General features: G+C 71.9%; 10 protein-coding genes. 4 read left to right on the top strand and 6 right to left on the bottom strand.

Features of this window, described 5'->3' with window-relative positions; genetic code table 11:
* Positions 1-8: 8 nt before the first annotated feature.
* Complete coding sequence (locus EAT51_RS05595) at positions 9-2,816, top strand: serine/threonine-protein kinase (protein WP_130561381.1); 2,808 nt, start codon at positions 9-11, stop codon at positions 2,814-2,816.
* Positions 2,817-2,832: 16 nt separating this feature from the next.
* Here EAT51_RS05595 and EAT51_RS05590 read toward each other — a convergent pair whose 3' ends face one another.
* Complete coding sequence (locus EAT51_RS05590; protein ID WP_130514888.1) at positions 2,833-3,459, bottom strand: thymidine kinase; 627 nt, start codon at positions 3,457-3,459, stop codon at positions 2,833-2,835.
* A gap of 123 nt (positions 3,460-3,582) precedes the next feature.
* On the opposite strand from EAT51_RS05590, the gene EAT51_RS05585 reads away from it, so the two are divergent.
* A complete protein-coding gene (locus tag EAT51_RS05585) occupies positions 3,583-5,562 on the top strand; it encodes a UvrD-helicase domain-containing protein (RefSeq protein ID WP_130561380.1) in 1,980 nt (659 codons plus the stop codon).
* A 580-nt stretch (positions 5,563-6,142) separates the two neighbouring features.
* On the opposite strand, the gene EAT51_RS05580 is transcribed toward EAT51_RS05585, so the two are convergent.
* Together EAT51_RS05580 and EAT51_RS05575 are read right to left on the bottom strand one after the other, a co-directional pair.
* Positions 6,143-8,128, bottom strand: coding sequence for a lysozyme inhibitor LprI family protein (locus EAT51_RS05580; protein ID WP_165422683.1), 1,986 nt, complete (start codon positions 8,126-8,128; stop codon positions 6,143-6,145).
* Positions 8,129-8,191: 63 nt separating this feature from the next.
* A complete protein-coding gene (locus EAT51_RS05575) occupies positions 8,192-8,863 on the bottom strand; it encodes a YceH family protein (RefSeq protein ID WP_130514882.1) in 672 nt (223 codons plus the stop codon).
* Positions 8,864-8,986: 123 nt separating this feature from the next.
* Here EAT51_RS05575 and EAT51_RS05570 point away from each other — a divergent pair, with 123 nt between their 5' ends.
* Together EAT51_RS05570 and pyrF are read left to right on the top strand one after the other, a co-directional pair.
* A complete protein-coding gene (locus EAT51_RS05570; protein WP_205953460.1) occupies positions 8,987-9,913 on the top strand; it encodes a 5'-nucleotidase, lipoprotein e(P4) family in 927 nt (308 codons plus the stop codon).
* Positions 9,910-10,629: an orotidine-5'-phosphate decarboxylase gene (gene pyrF / locus EAT51_RS05565; RefSeq protein WP_130514880.1), complete on the top strand. Its 720-nt coding sequence runs from the start codon at positions 9,910-9,912 to the stop codon at positions 10,627-10,629. Before EAT51_RS05570 ends, pyrF begins: the two co-directional genes overlap by 4 nt.
* Positions 10,630-10,716: 87 nt before the next feature.
* Here pyrF and EAT51_RS05560 read toward each other — a convergent pair whose 3' ends face one another.
* Genes EAT51_RS05560 through EAT51_RS05550 form a run of 3 tightly spaced genes read right to left on the bottom strand, consistent with a single transcriptional unit; the run spans position 10,717 to position 15,301 of the window.
* Positions 10,717-11,553, bottom strand: coding sequence for a sulfotransferase family protein (locus EAT51_RS05560; protein WP_130514878.1), 837 nt, complete (start codon positions 11,551-11,553; stop codon positions 10,717-10,719).
* A gap of 8 nt (positions 11,554-11,561) precedes the next feature.
* Positions 11,562-12,614, bottom strand: a complete 1,053-nt coding sequence (locus EAT51_RS05555) for a LacI family DNA-binding transcriptional regulator (RefSeq protein ID WP_130514876.1) — start codon at positions 12,612-12,614, stop codon at positions 11,562-11,564.
* Between the two features lie 2 nt (positions 12,615-12,616).
* Positions 12,617-15,301: a glycoside hydrolase family 2 protein gene (locus EAT51_RS05550; RefSeq protein WP_228257822.1), complete on the bottom strand. Its 2,685-nt coding sequence runs from the start codon at positions 15,299-15,301 to the stop codon at positions 12,617-12,619.
* Positions 15,302-15,303 lie beyond the last annotated feature (2 nt).

Here is a 15,303-nt window from a genome sequence, read left to right as displayed (position 1 = left end):
CAAGACCCATGGATCCCGCGCGCTGGCAGCGCCTGTCGCCCCTGCTGGACCTGCTGCTGGACATGAGTCCGGCGCAGCGCGAGCAGGAGCTGTCCCGTCACCGGCAGCTGGACCCGGCGCTGGCCGACGAGCTGGCCGCGCTGCTGGCGCTGGAAGAGGATGCCGACGACAACTTCCCGCCGCCGCTGCACGAACCTCAGCCCACCCTGCGCCCGGGCACGCGCATCGGCCCCTACGTGCTCGAGCACGTGCTGGGCGAAGGCGGCATGGGCATGGTCTGGCGCGCCAAGCGCGCCGAGGGCGGCTACCAGCGGCGGGTGGCGCTGAAGCTGCTGCGCCCGGGCTTCGCCGACCACCGCCTGCGCCTGCGCTTCTCGCGCGAACGCGACATCCTGGCGCGGCTGGAGCATCCGCACATCGGCCGCCTGCTGGACGCCGGCGTCGGCGACCAGGGCCAGCCCTACCTGGCGCTGGAATACGTCGAAGGCCTGCCCATCACCGACTACTGCCGCCAGCACGGGCTGGCGCTGGAGGCGCGGCTGGCGCTGTTCCGCCAGGTCTGCCAGGCGGTGAGCCACGCGCACGCCAACCTGATCGTGCACCGCGACCTGAAGCCCTCCAACATCATGGTCACCGTCCACGGCCAGACCCGGCTGCTGGACTTCGGCATCGCCAAGCTGCTCGACACGCCCGACGGCGCGGTCGCCAGGACCGAGCTGCGCGCCTTCACCCTGCACTACGCCGCGCCCGAGCAGGTCCGCGGCGAGCCGGTCACCACCCGCACCGACGTCTACGCGCTGGGCGTGGTGCTGTACGAGATGCTGACCGGCCACAAGCCCTATCGGCTGCGCGGCGAGAACCCGCTGCAGTGGGAGCAGGCCATCATCGCGGTGGACCCGCAGCGCCCCTCGCAGATGGTGCTGAGCGCCAGCGAGACCGGCGAGGTCGGCCTGGACGCGCACCGCCAGGCGCGGCGCCTGCGCGGCGATCTGGACCGCATCGTGCTCAAGGCGCTGGCCAAGCGCCCGGAGGATCGCTATCCGTCGGTCGAGGCGCTGTCGGCCGACCTGGGGCGGCACATGGAAGGCCTGCCGGTGCAGGCGCAGCGGCAGAGCCTGGCCTACCGCCTGGGCAAGTACGCCACGCGCCAGCGCTGGTGGCTGCTGGCCGCCTCGCTGACGATCTTCGTGCTGGTCGGCGCGGCGGCGGTCAGCCTGCGCCAGGCGCGCGAGGCCATGCGCGAGGCGCAGCGCGCGCAGGCGATGCAGAACTTCGTGATCGGCCTGTTCGACAACACCGGCGCGGCCCCGCGCGGCGATGCGCTGGACACGCGCAAGCTGCTGGAGGACGGCGTGGCGCGCGGCGAGCGCGAGCTGGCCGGCCAGCCGCTGGCGCATGCCGAGCTGCTGGCCGTGGTCGGCCGCCTGCGCCTGGGCCTGGGCGACTACGAACAGGCCCTGGCCCTGCTCAGGCGCGGCCAGGCGCTGCTGGACGCCACGCCCGACCCGCCCGCGCAGCTGCGCCTGCAGCTGGCCACCCAGCGCGGCCGCGCCCTGGCCCAGCTGGACCGCGGCGCCGAGTGCGTGGCGGTGCTGGGCCCGCTGGAACCGCTGGCCCAGTCGCGCCGGGGCCCCGAACAGGGCGTCGCCAACGAGTTCCTGTCCCAGTACGCGCGCTGCCTGCGCCAGATCGGCCGACGCGATGAGGCCCGGACGCTGTTCGAGCAGGTGCTGGCGCGCCAGCGGCTGGCCGGGCTGCCGACCAACCAGGCCCAGAGCCTGCTCGATCTGGCGCAGACGGCGACCGACCGCGGCGACGAGCCGGCGGCCTTCGAGCTGTACCGCCAGGCGCTGGCCCAGCTGCACGGCCAAAGCGACACAGCGCTGGAGATCGACGTGCTGCGCGGCTTCGGCGCGGCCCAGCGGCTGCGTGGCGAGACCGACGCGGCGCAGGCCAGCTTCAACCGCGCGCTGACCCTGGCCGAGGCGTTCTACAGCCCGCAGCACCCGACCGTGGGCAACCTGCGCGCCTATCTGATGGCGCTGGACGTGGACCGCGGACGCTACGCCCAGGCCGAGCGCCAGGCGCGCACCCTGCTGGCCAACGTGCAGCGGCGGCTGGGCCCACAGCATCGCAACACCGGCCTGGCCTGGAACAGCCTGGGCATCATCGCCATGGAGCGCGGCGACAGCGCCCAGGCGCTGACCAATATCGAACAGGCGGTAGCCATCTGGCGCGCGCCGGGCAACGAGGGGCTGCTGCATGGCGGGCTCTTCAACATCGGCCTGGCGCAGCTGGCCGCCGGCCACCCCGAGCAGGCGCTGGGCGCGTTCCAGGCCTGCCGCCAGCTGCGCGTCGAGCGCTATGGCGCGCAGTCCGAGATCGTCGGCGAGGCCGACCGCATGATCGGCCAGGCACTGGCCGACGCCGGCACGCCGGACCAGGCCGCGCCGTGGTTCGACAGCGCTGTGCGGCTGACCGCGGCCAAGACCGCGATGCCGCTGCGCCAGCGCAGCGCCGTGCTGGCCCAGGCCCGCAACCGGGCGCGGCTGGGCCAGACCGCGCCGGCGCAGGCGGCGCTGGCGGCCATGACCCGGCTGCCCATCGACACCAGCGAGACCCAGCGCCTGGTCTGGCGCGCCCGCGCCTACCTGGCCGAATCGCGCTGCGACGGCGCCGCGCCGTCCTCGGCCGCCGAGCTGAAGGCCCTGCAGGACGAACTGCACGACGCCCAGCCCGAAGGCGGCACGCTGGTCCGCGAGATCGACGACATCGCCCGGGCCTGCAACGCGCGCCTGCTGGCAGGCAACCGCTAGGGCCTGTCCCGGCGGCTTACTCGGGTAGCGGCAGCGGCGCCTGCAGCGGCTGCATGGACGACTCGCCGCGGGTGATCCGCTTGTATTCGGCGCGGCTGACCGAGACGTAGGACTCGTTGCCGCCGATCTCCACCTGCGGCCCGTCCTGGACCACGCGCCCCTGATCGTCCACGCGCACGGTCATGGTGGCCTTGGCGCCGGTGTGGCAGATGGTCTTGATCTCGCTGAGCTCGTCGGCCCAGGCCAGCAGCGCCTGGCTGCCTTCGAACAGCTCACCGCGGAAATCCGTGCGCAGGCCGTAGCACAGCACCGGGATGCGGCGCTGATCGACCACCTCGCTCAGCTGCCACACCTGCGCGCGGCTGAGGAACTGCGCCTCGTCCACCAGCACGCAGTGCAGCGCGCCGTGCGCGGCGATGTCGGCATCGACCACGGCCAGCAGGTCGTCCTCGGCCGTGAACGCCCTGCCCTCCGCGCGCAGGCCGATGCGCGAGGCCACCACGCCCGTGCCGGCGCGATCGTCCAGCCGCGGCGTCAGGATCAGCACCCGCATCCCGCGCTCGCGGTAGTTGTGCGCCGACTGCAGCAGCGTGGTGGTCTTGCCGGCGTTCATTGCCGAGTAATAGAAGTAGAGCTTGGCCATGAGGCGAGGAACGAGGAGGAAGGGCCGAGGAACGCGCGACAGCGGTCGCGCCTCAAGGGATGAGAGAATACCCGCAGCGGGAACGCTCCTGCCCTTCCTCGTTTCTCGTAACGCTTTGGACCCATGGATTTCCTCAACCCCCCGCAACGCGCCGCGGTGCTGCACGTCCATGGCCCGCTGCTGGTGCTGGCCGGCGCGGGCAGCGGCAAGACGCGCGTGATCATCGAGAAGATCGCGCACCTGATCGCATCAAAGCGCATGCCGGCCAAGCGCATCGCGGCGATCACCTTCACCAACAAGTCGGCCAAGGAAATGCGCGAGCGCCTGGCCAAGCGGGTCAAGGGCGACGCGGCCGAAGGCCTGACCATCTGTACCTTCCATGCGCTGGGGCTGAAGTTCCTGCAGATCGAGCACGCCGCGGCCGGGCTGAAGCGCAACTTCTCCATCTTCGACGCCGACGATTCGGCCGCGCAGATCAAGGACCTGATGCCGGGCGCCAAGCCGGACGCGATCGAGCTGATGAAGTCGCTGGTCTCGCGCGCCAAGAACATGGGCCTCTCGCCCGAGGCCGCCGCCGAGCTGGCCAAGAGCCCGCGCGAGGTCGAGGCCGCCGCGCTGTACGCGCGCTACCAGGCGCGGCTGGCGAGCTTCAACGCGGTGGATTTCGACGACCTGATCCGGCTGCCGGTGCAGATCCTGGAAGGCAATGCCGAGATCACCGCCGGCTGGCGCGAGCGCATCGGCTACCTGCTGGTGGACGAGTGCCAGGACACCAACGACGCGCAGTACCGCCTGCTCAAGGCCATCGCCGGACCGCGCGGCGACTTCACCTGCGTGGGCGACGACGACCAGAGCATCTACGCCTGGCGCGGCGCCAACCCGGAAAACCTGCTGCAGATGGGTCGCGACTATCCGCAGATGGAGATCATCAAGCTGGAGCAGAACTACCGCTGCTCCAACCGCGTGCTGCGCGCGGCCAATGCGCTGATCGCGCACAACCCGCACGAGCACCTCAAGCAGCTGTGGTCCGACCAGGCCGATGGCGAGCGCATCCGCGTGTGGGAATGCCGCGACAACGACCACGAGGCGGAGAAGGTCGCCGCGGAGATCGCCTTCCTGCAGGCGGCCAAGCAGGTGCCGTGGAACGAGTTCTGCATCCTGTTCCGCGGCAACTTCCAGTCGCGGGTGATCGAGAAGGCGCTGCAGCTGCTGCGCATCCCCTACCACCTCACCGGCGGCACCGCGTTCCTGGACCGGCAGGAGGTCAAGGACGCGCTGAGCTGGCTGCGGCTGGTGGCCAATCCCGACGACGATGCGGCCTTCCTGCGCGCGGTGCAGAACCCCAAGCGCGAGGTCGGCGCGACCTCGCTGGCGCGCCTGGCCGAGATGGCCCAGCAGCGCCACCTGCCGATGGCGCGCGTGGCCGAGATCACCGGCGCGCTGCAGGCGCTGCCGCCGCGCGCGGCCAACGGCCTGGCCAGCTTCAACGACGCGTTGCGCAGCCTGCGCGAGCAGGCGCCGCGCACCTCGGCGGCCGATCTGGTGCGGCTGCTGGCCGAGCGCTCGGGCCTGCTGGCCGACCTGCGCGTGCAGTCCAAGGACGAGGCCTCGTTCCAGCGGCGCAAGGCCAACCTGGACGAGCTGGCGGACTGGTTCGGCGGCGGCCCGCGCGGCGCCAGCGCAGGCGACCTGGCCGCGCAGCTGGCGCTGCTGTCGCGCAACGACAAGGACGACGGCGGCAACCAGGTGCGGATGATGACCCTGCACGCGGCCAAGGGACTGGAGTTCCGCTATGTGTTCATCGTCGGCTGCGAGGACGGCGTGCTGCCGCACGAGACCGCGCTGGAGGAAGGCTCGCTGGAGGAGGAGCGCCGGCTGATGTACGTGGGCATCACCCGCGCCAAGGAAGGCCTGTACCTGAGCCACAGCCGCACCACGCGCAAGTTCCGCGAGCTGATGCGCCTGCAGCCCAGCCGCTTCCTCGACGAATTGCCCGCGGCCGAACTGCAGCGCGACGGCGCCGATCCGGTGGCCGACGCGGCGCACAAGCAGGAGCGCGCCAAGGCGGGACTGGCTGCGATCCAGGCGTTGTTTGATGATTAGTGGGGGTGGGGTTGGGAGCGGCGTGATGTTGAGACGTCGCGACGTTGAGCAAGGCTAAGACGTGGCGCTGACGTCACGAGCCGTTCCGCTTCTGAGAAGACAGCAACTCAGTGTCTTCAACGTCCCAATGTGATAGCCACCGGGCTCGCGCTTTGACGGTAACGACGAAGCGCGATTGTTGCTGACGTTTGATGGGAAAGCACGGACCCCTCCCCCGCGCTACGCGCAAGGGAGGGGCACAACGCAGCTGGCTCCTGGTCTATCGGGAAAGCCCCTAACCCCTCCCCAGCCCTCCCCTGCGCTGCGCGCAAGGGAGGGGGTATTCCGCCGCGGGCTTCTAGCCAATTGAGAAAGCCCCGGCTCCCTCCGCGTCAGTCGTTAGCCGCGACTTCGAGCTGCGCTGCGCGCAAGTAACGGAGCGTTGAGCTGCGGGCTGTCTGCTCCTGGGCTCAGTCCTGTTTGGCCTGCCGGCGCTTTGCCCCCTCCCTTTCGCCGAAGGCGAAGGGGAGGGCCGGGGAGGGGTGCTTTTGCTTTTCGCTTCCGAGGCTTTCGAACGACGACACCGACGCTGCCGGCGGCTTCAAGGCTCGGCCTGCACGGGCGTCGGCGTCGGCGCGGTAGACGACACCGCGGCCGCGCTCGGTACAGCAGCAGGTGCAGACCTGGCGCGCGCGGCTTCGGCCGAGCCAGCCTGCACTTCGGCCAGCACCTGCTGGATCAACGCGGCCGTAGCCGCGGCGGCGGCCGCATTAACGGCCGCCCTGGACGGTTTGGGGGTTGTCATCGCCGCGGCAGTTGCGCCACTCGCACGCGCTTCCATCGGCGAGGCGGCCGAGGCAACGGGTGCGGCGACAGGCAGCGGGGACGCAGGCTTCGGCAATGCACTGGTGTTGACTGCGGGCGTTGCGGCCACCGGCGCCTTCGCTGCGGATGGCGCGGGTGCTGATGGTGATGCTGTTGATGGTGATGGTGATGGTGATGATGGTGATGCGGAGATACGCGCCACCGGGGCTTGTGCCAGCACCGTCGGGACTCTGCTTGGGGCGGGTGTCGTTGGGTGTGCCGATACCAGGACTGGAGCTTGCACAGCGGCGCGGCGTGGCGTGGCTTGTGCAATGGCCGTCGGCGCCGTGCCTGCGACAGGCGAAGCGGCTGAAACTGGTAGCGACCACGCGGGTGCGGAGAACGAGGCGGCCGGTGCCGGCCTGGAGGCCAGTGCGAGCAACGGCGCCTGGGGTTGGCCGGAGATCGCTCTTGTCGGCGGTGCGCGGACCGGCGCGGGGGCACTCGCCGCACCGGCAGCGGCTGACACGGCCGCTGGCGCAGGCCTGGATGGCGCAGCGGTGGCAATCGCGGTGGTGGGTGGCTTGGTAGCCGCAGATCTGGGTGTCGAAGTCGAGGTCGAAGCGGGCGTCGACGGGCGCTGCGCTGCGGGCTGCGGCGATGTCGCGCGCGGTCCCTGCGCGGCCGCGACCGCAGAAGCCGGAGTCGCCACAGCGGCGGGCGTCACCATAGGGACAGTCGGCGCGGTGAGCGCCGGTGCGGGAGGCCTCGCTGGGATGGCGGGCCTGGCGGACGCAGCGGGCGGGGTAGGCGCGACAGAAACGGCTTCGGCCGACACCATCCCAGCCGCAGGCGCGGCCTTGGCCGATGCGGTTCCAGCCCCAGGCGTCACTTTGGCCGATGCCGCGCCAGCCACCGGCGCCGCTGGGATGGGCGCTGCTCCAGGCGCGGGCGTCGCCTGGACGGCAGCTGCTCCGCCCGCAGGCGCCGCTTCGGCGCGTAAGGTTCCCGCCACCGGCGCCGCTTCGGTTCGCTCGGCCCCAGCCCCAGCCGCCGCAGCCACCGCCGGCGCCGGGGCCCGCAACCACGGCGAAGACGGCAACACGCAGTTCAGCGTGCGGCCGTACAGCTCGGCCTCGACCCGGCCCTGGTGGACGAACAGGTTGGCGCCGCTGCGCTCGTACTTGAGGCCGGCGTTGGTCGGTCGCAGGAACACCACTGCCTGCTGCTTGCCGAAGCCCAGCACGGCGAAGGGTGGGTCGAAGCGGCTGTAGAACGCCGCGGTCAACGGCGTGCCGGAGCCTTCGCAGACGAACGCCACGCGCGTGCCGGCCACGGTCTGCGGGTCCTGCAGCGCCAGTTCGACCAGCCGCGTGCGCAGGGCCTCGTCCACGCACGCGCTCGGGTCGGCCGCCCTCAGGCAGGTGTCGCGGTCGGCCTGCCACTGCGTCTGCCGCTTGGCCAGGTTGCCGCGGTCCACGCCGCTGCGCAGGCGGGTGGCCAGATAGGCCTCGTGCACGCGCCGGTCCAGCAGGGCCAGGTCGGGCTGGGCGCAAATCAGCCGCTGCAGCGCGCTCAGCGGCGCGTCCAGCGGCAGGGCCGGCTCGCCCTCGATCGCCGGCCTGGGGCACTGGAACGAGGCCCGGACCGTCACCGGCGGGGCCGGCGTGTCCGGCAGCGCCTCCTCGGCCGCGGCGTCGCCCGCCGCGGCGGCCGGCCGAGGGCGGTCGCAGCCGGCCAGCGCCAGCAGCAGCACGACGCCGGCGGTCAGAGGGGTGCGCATTGGATCGATTCCGAGGGCAGCGCGCGGGGCGCGTCCTGGAATGTCACGCCGAAGGCGGCGCGCTCAGGACAGCTGAGGCACCGCAGGCCCGGCCGGCTGCAGCTGCGCCAGGCGCGCCTCGAGGTCGGCCACGCGCGCCTCCAGCTCGGCGATGCGGTGCTCCAGCGCGCTGGGCGCGCCCTCGCCGGCCGCGCCGCTGGCGACGCGCGCGCTGATCGCCGCCACGTCCACCGGGCCTGCCAGCAGGTGCATCCAGCGGTCTTCGCGCTGGCCGGGGCCGCGCGGGATCTGCACCACCAGCGCCGGCGCGCGATGGGCCAGGCGCTCGAGGTGATGGCGCACGTCCTCGGCATCGGCGAACGAGGCCAGGCGCTCGGCGCGGGCCAGCAGCTCGCCCGCGGTCTGCGGGCCGCGCAGCAGCAGCAGGCCGAGCAGCGCGACCTGCTGGTTGGGCAGGCTGAAGGCCTTGCCGGTGAGGTGTTCGTAGCGTTCGGCGCGCGAGGAGAACTGCTGGCGCGCCAGGCCGAGCGCCTCCAGCGCGCGCAGCGCGTGCTGCACGGCGCCGGCCTGCAGGTTCATGACCGGATCGCGCGCGGTCTTCTGGTTGGCGGCCGAGACCGCGGCATTGACCGTCAGCGGGTAGACATCCGGCGTGGTGGCTTCCTTCTCGATCAGGCAGCCCAGCAGGCGGGCCTGAGCGGTGTCGAGCACGGGCAGGTCGGCGGCGTCGGTCACAAGGCACCTGGGAACGGTTCAAGGGACCGGCAAGGATAGCCGCCGCGCGCGGCCGGCGCCGAAGTGAGGCTGTCACCGCCAGCCGGTAAACTTGCCGGTCTCCTTCGCGTCGATCCCTCTCACGTGACCGCAACCCGACCGCTGCTCCTGAGCCTCTGCACCGTGCTGGCCCTGGCCGCCTGCAAGCGCACCGACCCGGCCGCCACGCCGGCCGCCTCCACGCCGGCCCCGGCCACCGCCGCGGCGACCCAGCCCGTGCCGACCACGCCCACCGCGCCGGCCGACGACAACCTCAACGCGGTGCTGTGGGTGCAGCGTTCGGTCGAATACCAGGCCTTGTCGATCCAGACCTATCGCGCCGCCGCGGACCACCTGGACGCGGCGCTGAAGGAGAAGCACTGGGACGCGCTGGTGCCGGAGGAGCGCGGCAACGCCGCCACCGGCCTGAAGCCGGCGGTGATCCTGGACGTGGACGAGACCGTGCTGGACAACTCGCCCTACCAGGCGCGCCTGATCCGCGACAACGCCGAGTACGACGAGGTCAGCTGGGACCGCTGGGTGGCCGAGAAGAAGGCCAAGGCCGTGCCGGGCGTGGTCGACTTCGCCAAGGCCGCCAACGCCAAGGGCGTGACCCTGCTGTACGTCTCCAACCGCGCCGTGCACCTCAAGGACGCCACCATCGCCAACCTCAAGGCGGTCGGCCTGCCGGTGGCCGACGACAGCGTGTTCCTGGGCCTGGGCACCAACGTGCCGGGCTGCGAGCAGAACGGCACCGAGAAGAACTGCCGGCGCAAGCTGGCCGGGCAGAAGTACCGCGTGCTGATGCAGTTCGGCGACCAGCTGGGCGACTTCGTGCAGGTGGTCGCCAACACACAGGCCGACCGCGAGAAGCTGCTGACGCAGTACCGCGACTGGTTCGGCGAGCGCTGGTGGATGCTGGCCGGCCCGACCTACGGCTCGTGGGAGCCGGCGCTGTTCAACAACGACTGGCAGCAGCCGCGCGAGGCGCGCCGCGCCGCCAAGCGCGCGCAGCTGGACGTGGCGCCATGAGCGCGCTGCAGCTGGCGCCGCGCGAGCGCCTGATCGTCGCCCTGGACGAGCCCACCGGCGCCCAGGCGCTAGAGTGGGTCGATCGCCTGGGCGATGCGGTGAGCTTCTACAAGATCGGCATGGAACTGCTGGCCTCGGGCGACTACTTCAGCGTGCTCGACGCGCTGGCCAAGCGCGACAAGAAGATCTTCGTCGACCTGAAGTTCTTCGACATCCCGGCCACGGTGGCCGGGGTGATCGCCGGGCTGTCGCGCTGGCCGGTGACCTTCGCCACGATCCACGGCTGGCACGCGCCGATGATGCAGGCCGCCGCGCAGGCGCGCCGCGGCGAGCTGCGCCTGCTGGCGGTGACGGTGCTGACCTCGATGGACCGCGGCGACCTGGCCGCGATGGGCATCGACGCCGATCCGCAGGCGGTGGTGGTGCAGCGCGCGCTGGCCGCGCAGGCCGCCGGCATCGACGGGGTGATCTGTTCGGGCCTGGAGGCCGCGCCGGTGCGCGCGGCGGCCGGCGCCGGCTTCGACATCGTCTGCCCCGGCATCCGCCCGACCGGCAGCGCGGTGGGCGACCAGAAGCGCGTGCTGGACGTGGCGCAGGCCTTCGCCGCCGGCGCCGATGCCATCGTGGTGGGCCGGCCGATCCGCCAGGCCAGCGATCCGCGCGCGGCGGCCGAGGCGATCCAGCAGCAGATCCTCGCCGCGCAGCAGGCCGCGTAAGCGTCGCCCGGTGCGGGCGCGCCGCAGCGGCGCCCTGCACCGCAATCACGCCGCCTGGAATCGCGCCGCCGCGGCGGCGCGCGGCCTTCAGACCACCTGGACCTGGTTGAGATTGTTGCGGGGGTCGAGCCAGAACGACTCGTTGGCGAAGCGGGCGAAGATCTCGCGCGGCAGCACCGGCGTGCGCTCGATCGCCTGGATCTTCGGCTTGACCGCATGCAGGCCGGGCATGCCGACGCGGGCGTCGAATTCGTCGGCGCTGTAGTGCACGTGGTCGAAGTCGTGCTCGAACCACGGCTCGCCCAGGAACGCATACACCGCGCGCATCGCCGTGCCCGGATCGCGCGCCAGCGTGTCGTAGTTGAGCAGCATCAGGCGCTGGGCGGCATGCGGCCCGTAGAAGGCTTCCTTGGTGGCCTGGAAGGCGAAGCCGACCATGCCGCGCGGGTCGGTCAGCGCCTCCGCGCGCGAGTACACCGTGGTGTTGGTGTCGTAGCGGAAGACCTTGCTGACGCTCAGCGGCTGGGCGCGCACCAGGCGCTCCATGCTGTCCAGCACCCAGGCCAGCGGCCGCACGCAGGCGATGACCCGCGCGCCGGGGAACAGCGTGGCCAGCAGCCCCATGCGGCTGCACCACAGCCGGCTGGTGTCGAACACCACCTGCGGCGTCGCATTGACGCTGTAGAAGTTCTCGACCAGCCCGCGCAGCAGCGCGGCGCGCTGCGCATCGCTGACGTCGAAGGCGAAGTCGTTGCGGCTGCTGGCCTCGGCCATCACCAGGCCCATGATGTCGGCCAGCGGGCTGGTCATGCCGGCGCTGAAGCGTGGGTTCTGGTTGAGGATGGCGGCCAGCAGCGTGCTGCCCGAGCGCGGCAGGCCGGAGATGAAGTGGAAGGCGCGGGGCGATGCGGGCTGATCGGACATGGCGGCGGTCACTGGCGGGAGCGTGGGTCGGAGCCGGGCGCGTCCGGCGGCGGCGCGGTCGAGGCGCGCAGGCGCATCTGGTAGCCCACCTCGACCATGCTGGCGCCTTCCCGGCCCTGGATGTGCAGCAGCAGCTGGTCGGTGGCGCACTGGCCCATCTCGCGCACCGGCTGGTGGATGGTGGTCAGCGGCGGCCAGATCTGGGTGGCGATGTTGGTGTCGTCGAAGCCGCAGATCGACAGCTCGCGCGGCACCGACACCCCGGCCTCGGCGGCGGCCCAGATGGCGCCGGTGGCCATGTCGTCGTCGGCGGCGAAGATCGCGCTGGGCCGGTCGGCCAGCGCCAGCAGGCGGCGCGCGGCGGCCACGCCGGATTCGAAAGAGAAGCGGCCCTGCACCATGTAGTCCGCGCGCTCCTCCAGGCCCGCGCGCTGCATGCCATCGCGGAAGCCGGCCAGGCGCCAGACTCCGGCGCCGTGGCGCGGGTCGCCGATGATGTGGGCGATGCGCCGGTGGCCCAGCGCCACCAGGTGATCGACCATCTCCGCGGCCGCCTCGCGTTCGCGCAGCATGACGCCGATGCAGCCCTGCGGGTCGCCCGGCGCGATCGAGGCGAACGGCAGCCCGGTGGCGCGCAGATGCGCCAGCAGCTGCGGATGGTCGGTCAGCGGCGGGGTGAGGATCAGGCCGTCGGGCCGATGGCGCGAGAGCAGGTGCTGCACGCGCTCGACCAGCTCCGGCGCGGGGTAGGCCAGCGGCTGCACCATCATGCTGTAGTCCTGCGCCTGACAGGCCTGCAGCACGCCGGCCTGCACTTCCATGATGTAGCTGGGCGAGAGGTTGTCGTACAGCAGCATCACCGTGAACGAGCGGTTGGTGGCCAGGCTGCGCGCCGAGGCGAGCGGGTGATAGCCGAGCTCGGCGATCGCCGCCAGCACGCGCGCGCGCACCATCTCGCGCACGTTGGGCTCGTCGTTGAGCACGCGCGAGACGGTCTTCTTCGACGTGCCCGAGGCGCGGGCGACGTCGTTGATGGTGACCCGTGCCGCTGGTCCGCCCATGTTCAATGCGTGGTGACCGGTGCGGCCTGGGGCAGGCGGGCGAGCGGGCTGTTCCAGCCTTCGATCTCGACGACCGCCGCGGCCGCGGCGCGCGGATGGCGCGCGTTCAGGACGAGCGATTCGCCCGGCCACAGGGTGACGTCGTTGTCGTCCCACAGCACCGGCACGAGCGGCTGGCCGGCGGCATCGCGCAGGGTGAGGTGCTGGAACACCGCCGGACCGGCCGCCCCGGCGGGCAGCGACAGCGTCACGGTGGTGATCTCCTGATCGCCCTCGCGCCGGCTCGCCGCCTCGACCTGGCAGGACACCTGGGGCAGCGTCGACAGGCCGCGCAGGTCGGCGTCCTGGCTGGACGGGGTGGCGTACCAGTTGGAATGCTCCCAGTCGAGCACATCGGCGCGGGTGGACAGCCAGTACACGTTGCGCCCGAGCGCGGCGCCATCGGCGGCGGCCAGGTCCAGTTCGACGAAGTAGGTCGTGGACAGGCCGGTGGGCGGCGGCAGCGTGGCGATGCGGCGCGTGTGGTTGCCCGCGAGCGCGATGTCGTCCACCTGGCGCTGGTAACGCACCGCACCGGACAGATCGCGCACCCGGAGCGTGGCGCGCAGGCCTTCGACCTGGCGCAGCGTGTGGTTCACCAACACCACCTCGCGCGAGTCGTAGGCGTACTGGATGTGCAAGGGCTCGTTGGCCTTCTTGGCGCCGAAGTAGGCGCCGGCGGGATGCAGATCATAGTCGTACAGATGCCAGTGCAAGGACGGCCAGGCGTTGTTGAGCATCCAGTAGATGACGCCGGTGGCCGGATGGTCGGCGTCCATCCTCGCATTGAACGCCTCGAACTGCGCGCGGGTGTTGTCGTAGTTGTCCAGCTGCGCCTTGGCCACGTAGTCGGCCAGCCCGCTCGGCGCGCCGTAGCGACGCGCCAGCGCCTGGTCGAACAGCGTCAGCACCGCGAACGGCGACCAGGCGGCCGAGGCGTGGTACTGGCGCTGCAGGGGCAGCTTCCACAGCGCCTCCTGCTCCTGCTCCGACAGCATGCGCTGCAGGTCCTCCATGCGCGGGATGTCCGCGCCGGCGCTGACCTCCGAATCGAAGCCGAACGCCCCGCCCAGCTTGTCGGCGTACCAGTACGCCGGCGGCACCCAGTCGTATGGCCCGGCCATCTTCATGCCGGACGGGCCGAGGCCCTCGGCGGGCTTATCGGCGGCGGCCGAGATCACGGGCAGCGACCAGTGCGCCGCATGCAGCGCATCCAGGTACAGCCTGGCCAGCGCCGGCGGCGGCGCGTTGTCGCTGCCGATCAGGAAGCCGATCACGGACGGATGGTTGCGCAGCAACCGCGCCTCGGTGGCCATCGAGGCCTGCGCCACGTCGAAGTCGTGCGCCTCCCAGGGCACGCCGCCGGTCTGCGCCGCCGACTCCCACATGTCGCAGCATTCCCAGCCGGCCAGGATCAGCAGGCCGTCGCGGTCGGCCAGCTCGTAGAAGCGCTGGTCCTCCAGCTTGCCCTCGGTGCGCAGCATGTTGAGGCCGAGGTTGCGCACGTAGGCGAACTCGGTCTCCAGCCGCGCCGGGTCGTCGCGCAGGAACATGTCCGGCGCCCAGCCCGCGCCGCGGATCAGCAGCGGCTGGCCGTTGATCGAGAAGCGCCGGTAGCCTTCGGCGGTCAGGTCGGACACCACGCTGCGGATGCCGAAGGCGGTCGCCGCCCGATCCGAATCCGCCCCACCCACCGCCGCGCGCAGTTCCAGCGCGTACAGCGGCTGCTCGCCCATGCCGGCCGGCCACCACAGGCGCGGATGCGCCAGCACCAGGCCGGGCGTGTCCTCGGGCACGAACGTGACCTCCTGCACCTGGCCGGGCGCCAGCGTGACGGTACGCGCCAGAGGCACGTCGGCCACGCGCCCGATGACGGTGACTTCATGGGCGACCGTATCCAGGTTCCGCGCCTCCACCCGCACGGTCAGCGCGGCGCGGGCGTGGTCGTCGGACAGGGCGGTCTCGACCTGCGGGTCGCCCAGCGCCACCGGCCCGCTCTGCACGATGTCCACGCCGCGCCAGGGCCCCATGTTGTTGTCCGGCGGCGTGGGGTTCCAGTCCACCCAGCCGATGCTCAGGCTCTGGCGCGGATCGGCCGGATGCACGCGCAGGGCGATCACGTTGCGCCCGGCGTGCACCCACGGCGTGACATCGAATTCGTTGACCGGATAGGCGCCGTCGATGGCGCTGCGGTCGGCCACCAGATGGCCGTTGACCCACAGGTCGGCCGCGGCGATCACGCCGTTGGTCCGCACCCGCGTGCGCTGCCCGGGCATGCGCGCGCCCAGGACGAATTCGCTGCGGTACCACCACGGCGTCACCACCAGATTGCCCGAGCCGTCCGGCACCTGCACCGCGGTCAGGTTGTCGCTATGGAAGACATCGGGATACAGCCCGTTCTCCAGCAGCGCGGCCATCACCGTGGCGCGCGCAGTGGCCGCGTACCAGCCCTGCGTGGAGAAGTCGGCGGCCGAGATCTCCTCGCCGCGCTGCTGCGCCTTGGTGCTGTCCTGGATCTGCCAGTGGGCGATGCGGGTGACGGTCCCGGCGTCCGCCGCTACGGTCGTGGGCGCGTACGGCGTGATCGCGCCGGCCGTCGAGGCGGCGGCGAGCATCCACCACAGCAGGTGCCTGCAGGTCTGTCGCATGG

Origin of the sequence: Pseudoxanthomonas winnipegensis, assembly GCF_004283755.1 — a bacterium.
Classification (GTDB): Bacteria; Pseudomonadota; Gammaproteobacteria; order Xanthomonadales; family Xanthomonadaceae; genus Pseudoxanthomonas_A; species Pseudoxanthomonas_A winnipegensis.
This window is presented reverse-complemented; position numbering and strand designations above follow the sequence as displayed.

Coding starts and splice junctions, on each gene's coding strand:
- EAT51_RS05595 (WP_130561381.1), top strand. CDS start 9: ATGGATCCCGCGCGCTGGCAGCGCCTGTCGCCCCTGCTGGACCTGCTG.
- pyrF (WP_130514880.1), top strand. CDS start 9,910: ATGAGCGCGCTGCAGCTGGCGCCGCGCGAGCGCCTGATCGTCGCCCTG.
- EAT51_RS05560 (WP_130514878.1), bottom strand. CDS start 11,553: ATGTCCGATCAGCCCGCATCGCCCCGCGCCTTCCACTTCATCTCCGGC.
- EAT51_RS05590 (WP_130514888.1), bottom strand. CDS start 3,459: ATGGCCAAGCTCTACTTCTATTACTCGGCAATGAACGCCGGCAAGACC.
- EAT51_RS05580 (WP_165422683.1), bottom strand. CDS start 8,128: ATGCGCACCCCTCTGACCGCCGGCGTCGTGCTGCTGCTGGCGCTGGCC.
- EAT51_RS05585 (WP_130561380.1), top strand. CDS start 3,583: ATGGATTTCCTCAACCCCCCGCAACGCGCCGCGGTGCTGCACGTCCAT.
- EAT51_RS05555 (WP_130514876.1), bottom strand. CDS start 12,614: ATGGGCGGACCAGCGGCACGGGTCACCATCAACGACGTCGCCCGCGCC.
- EAT51_RS05550 (WP_228257822.1), bottom strand. CDS start 15,301: ATGCGACAGACCTGCAGGCACCTGCTGTGGTGGATGCTCGCCGCCGCC.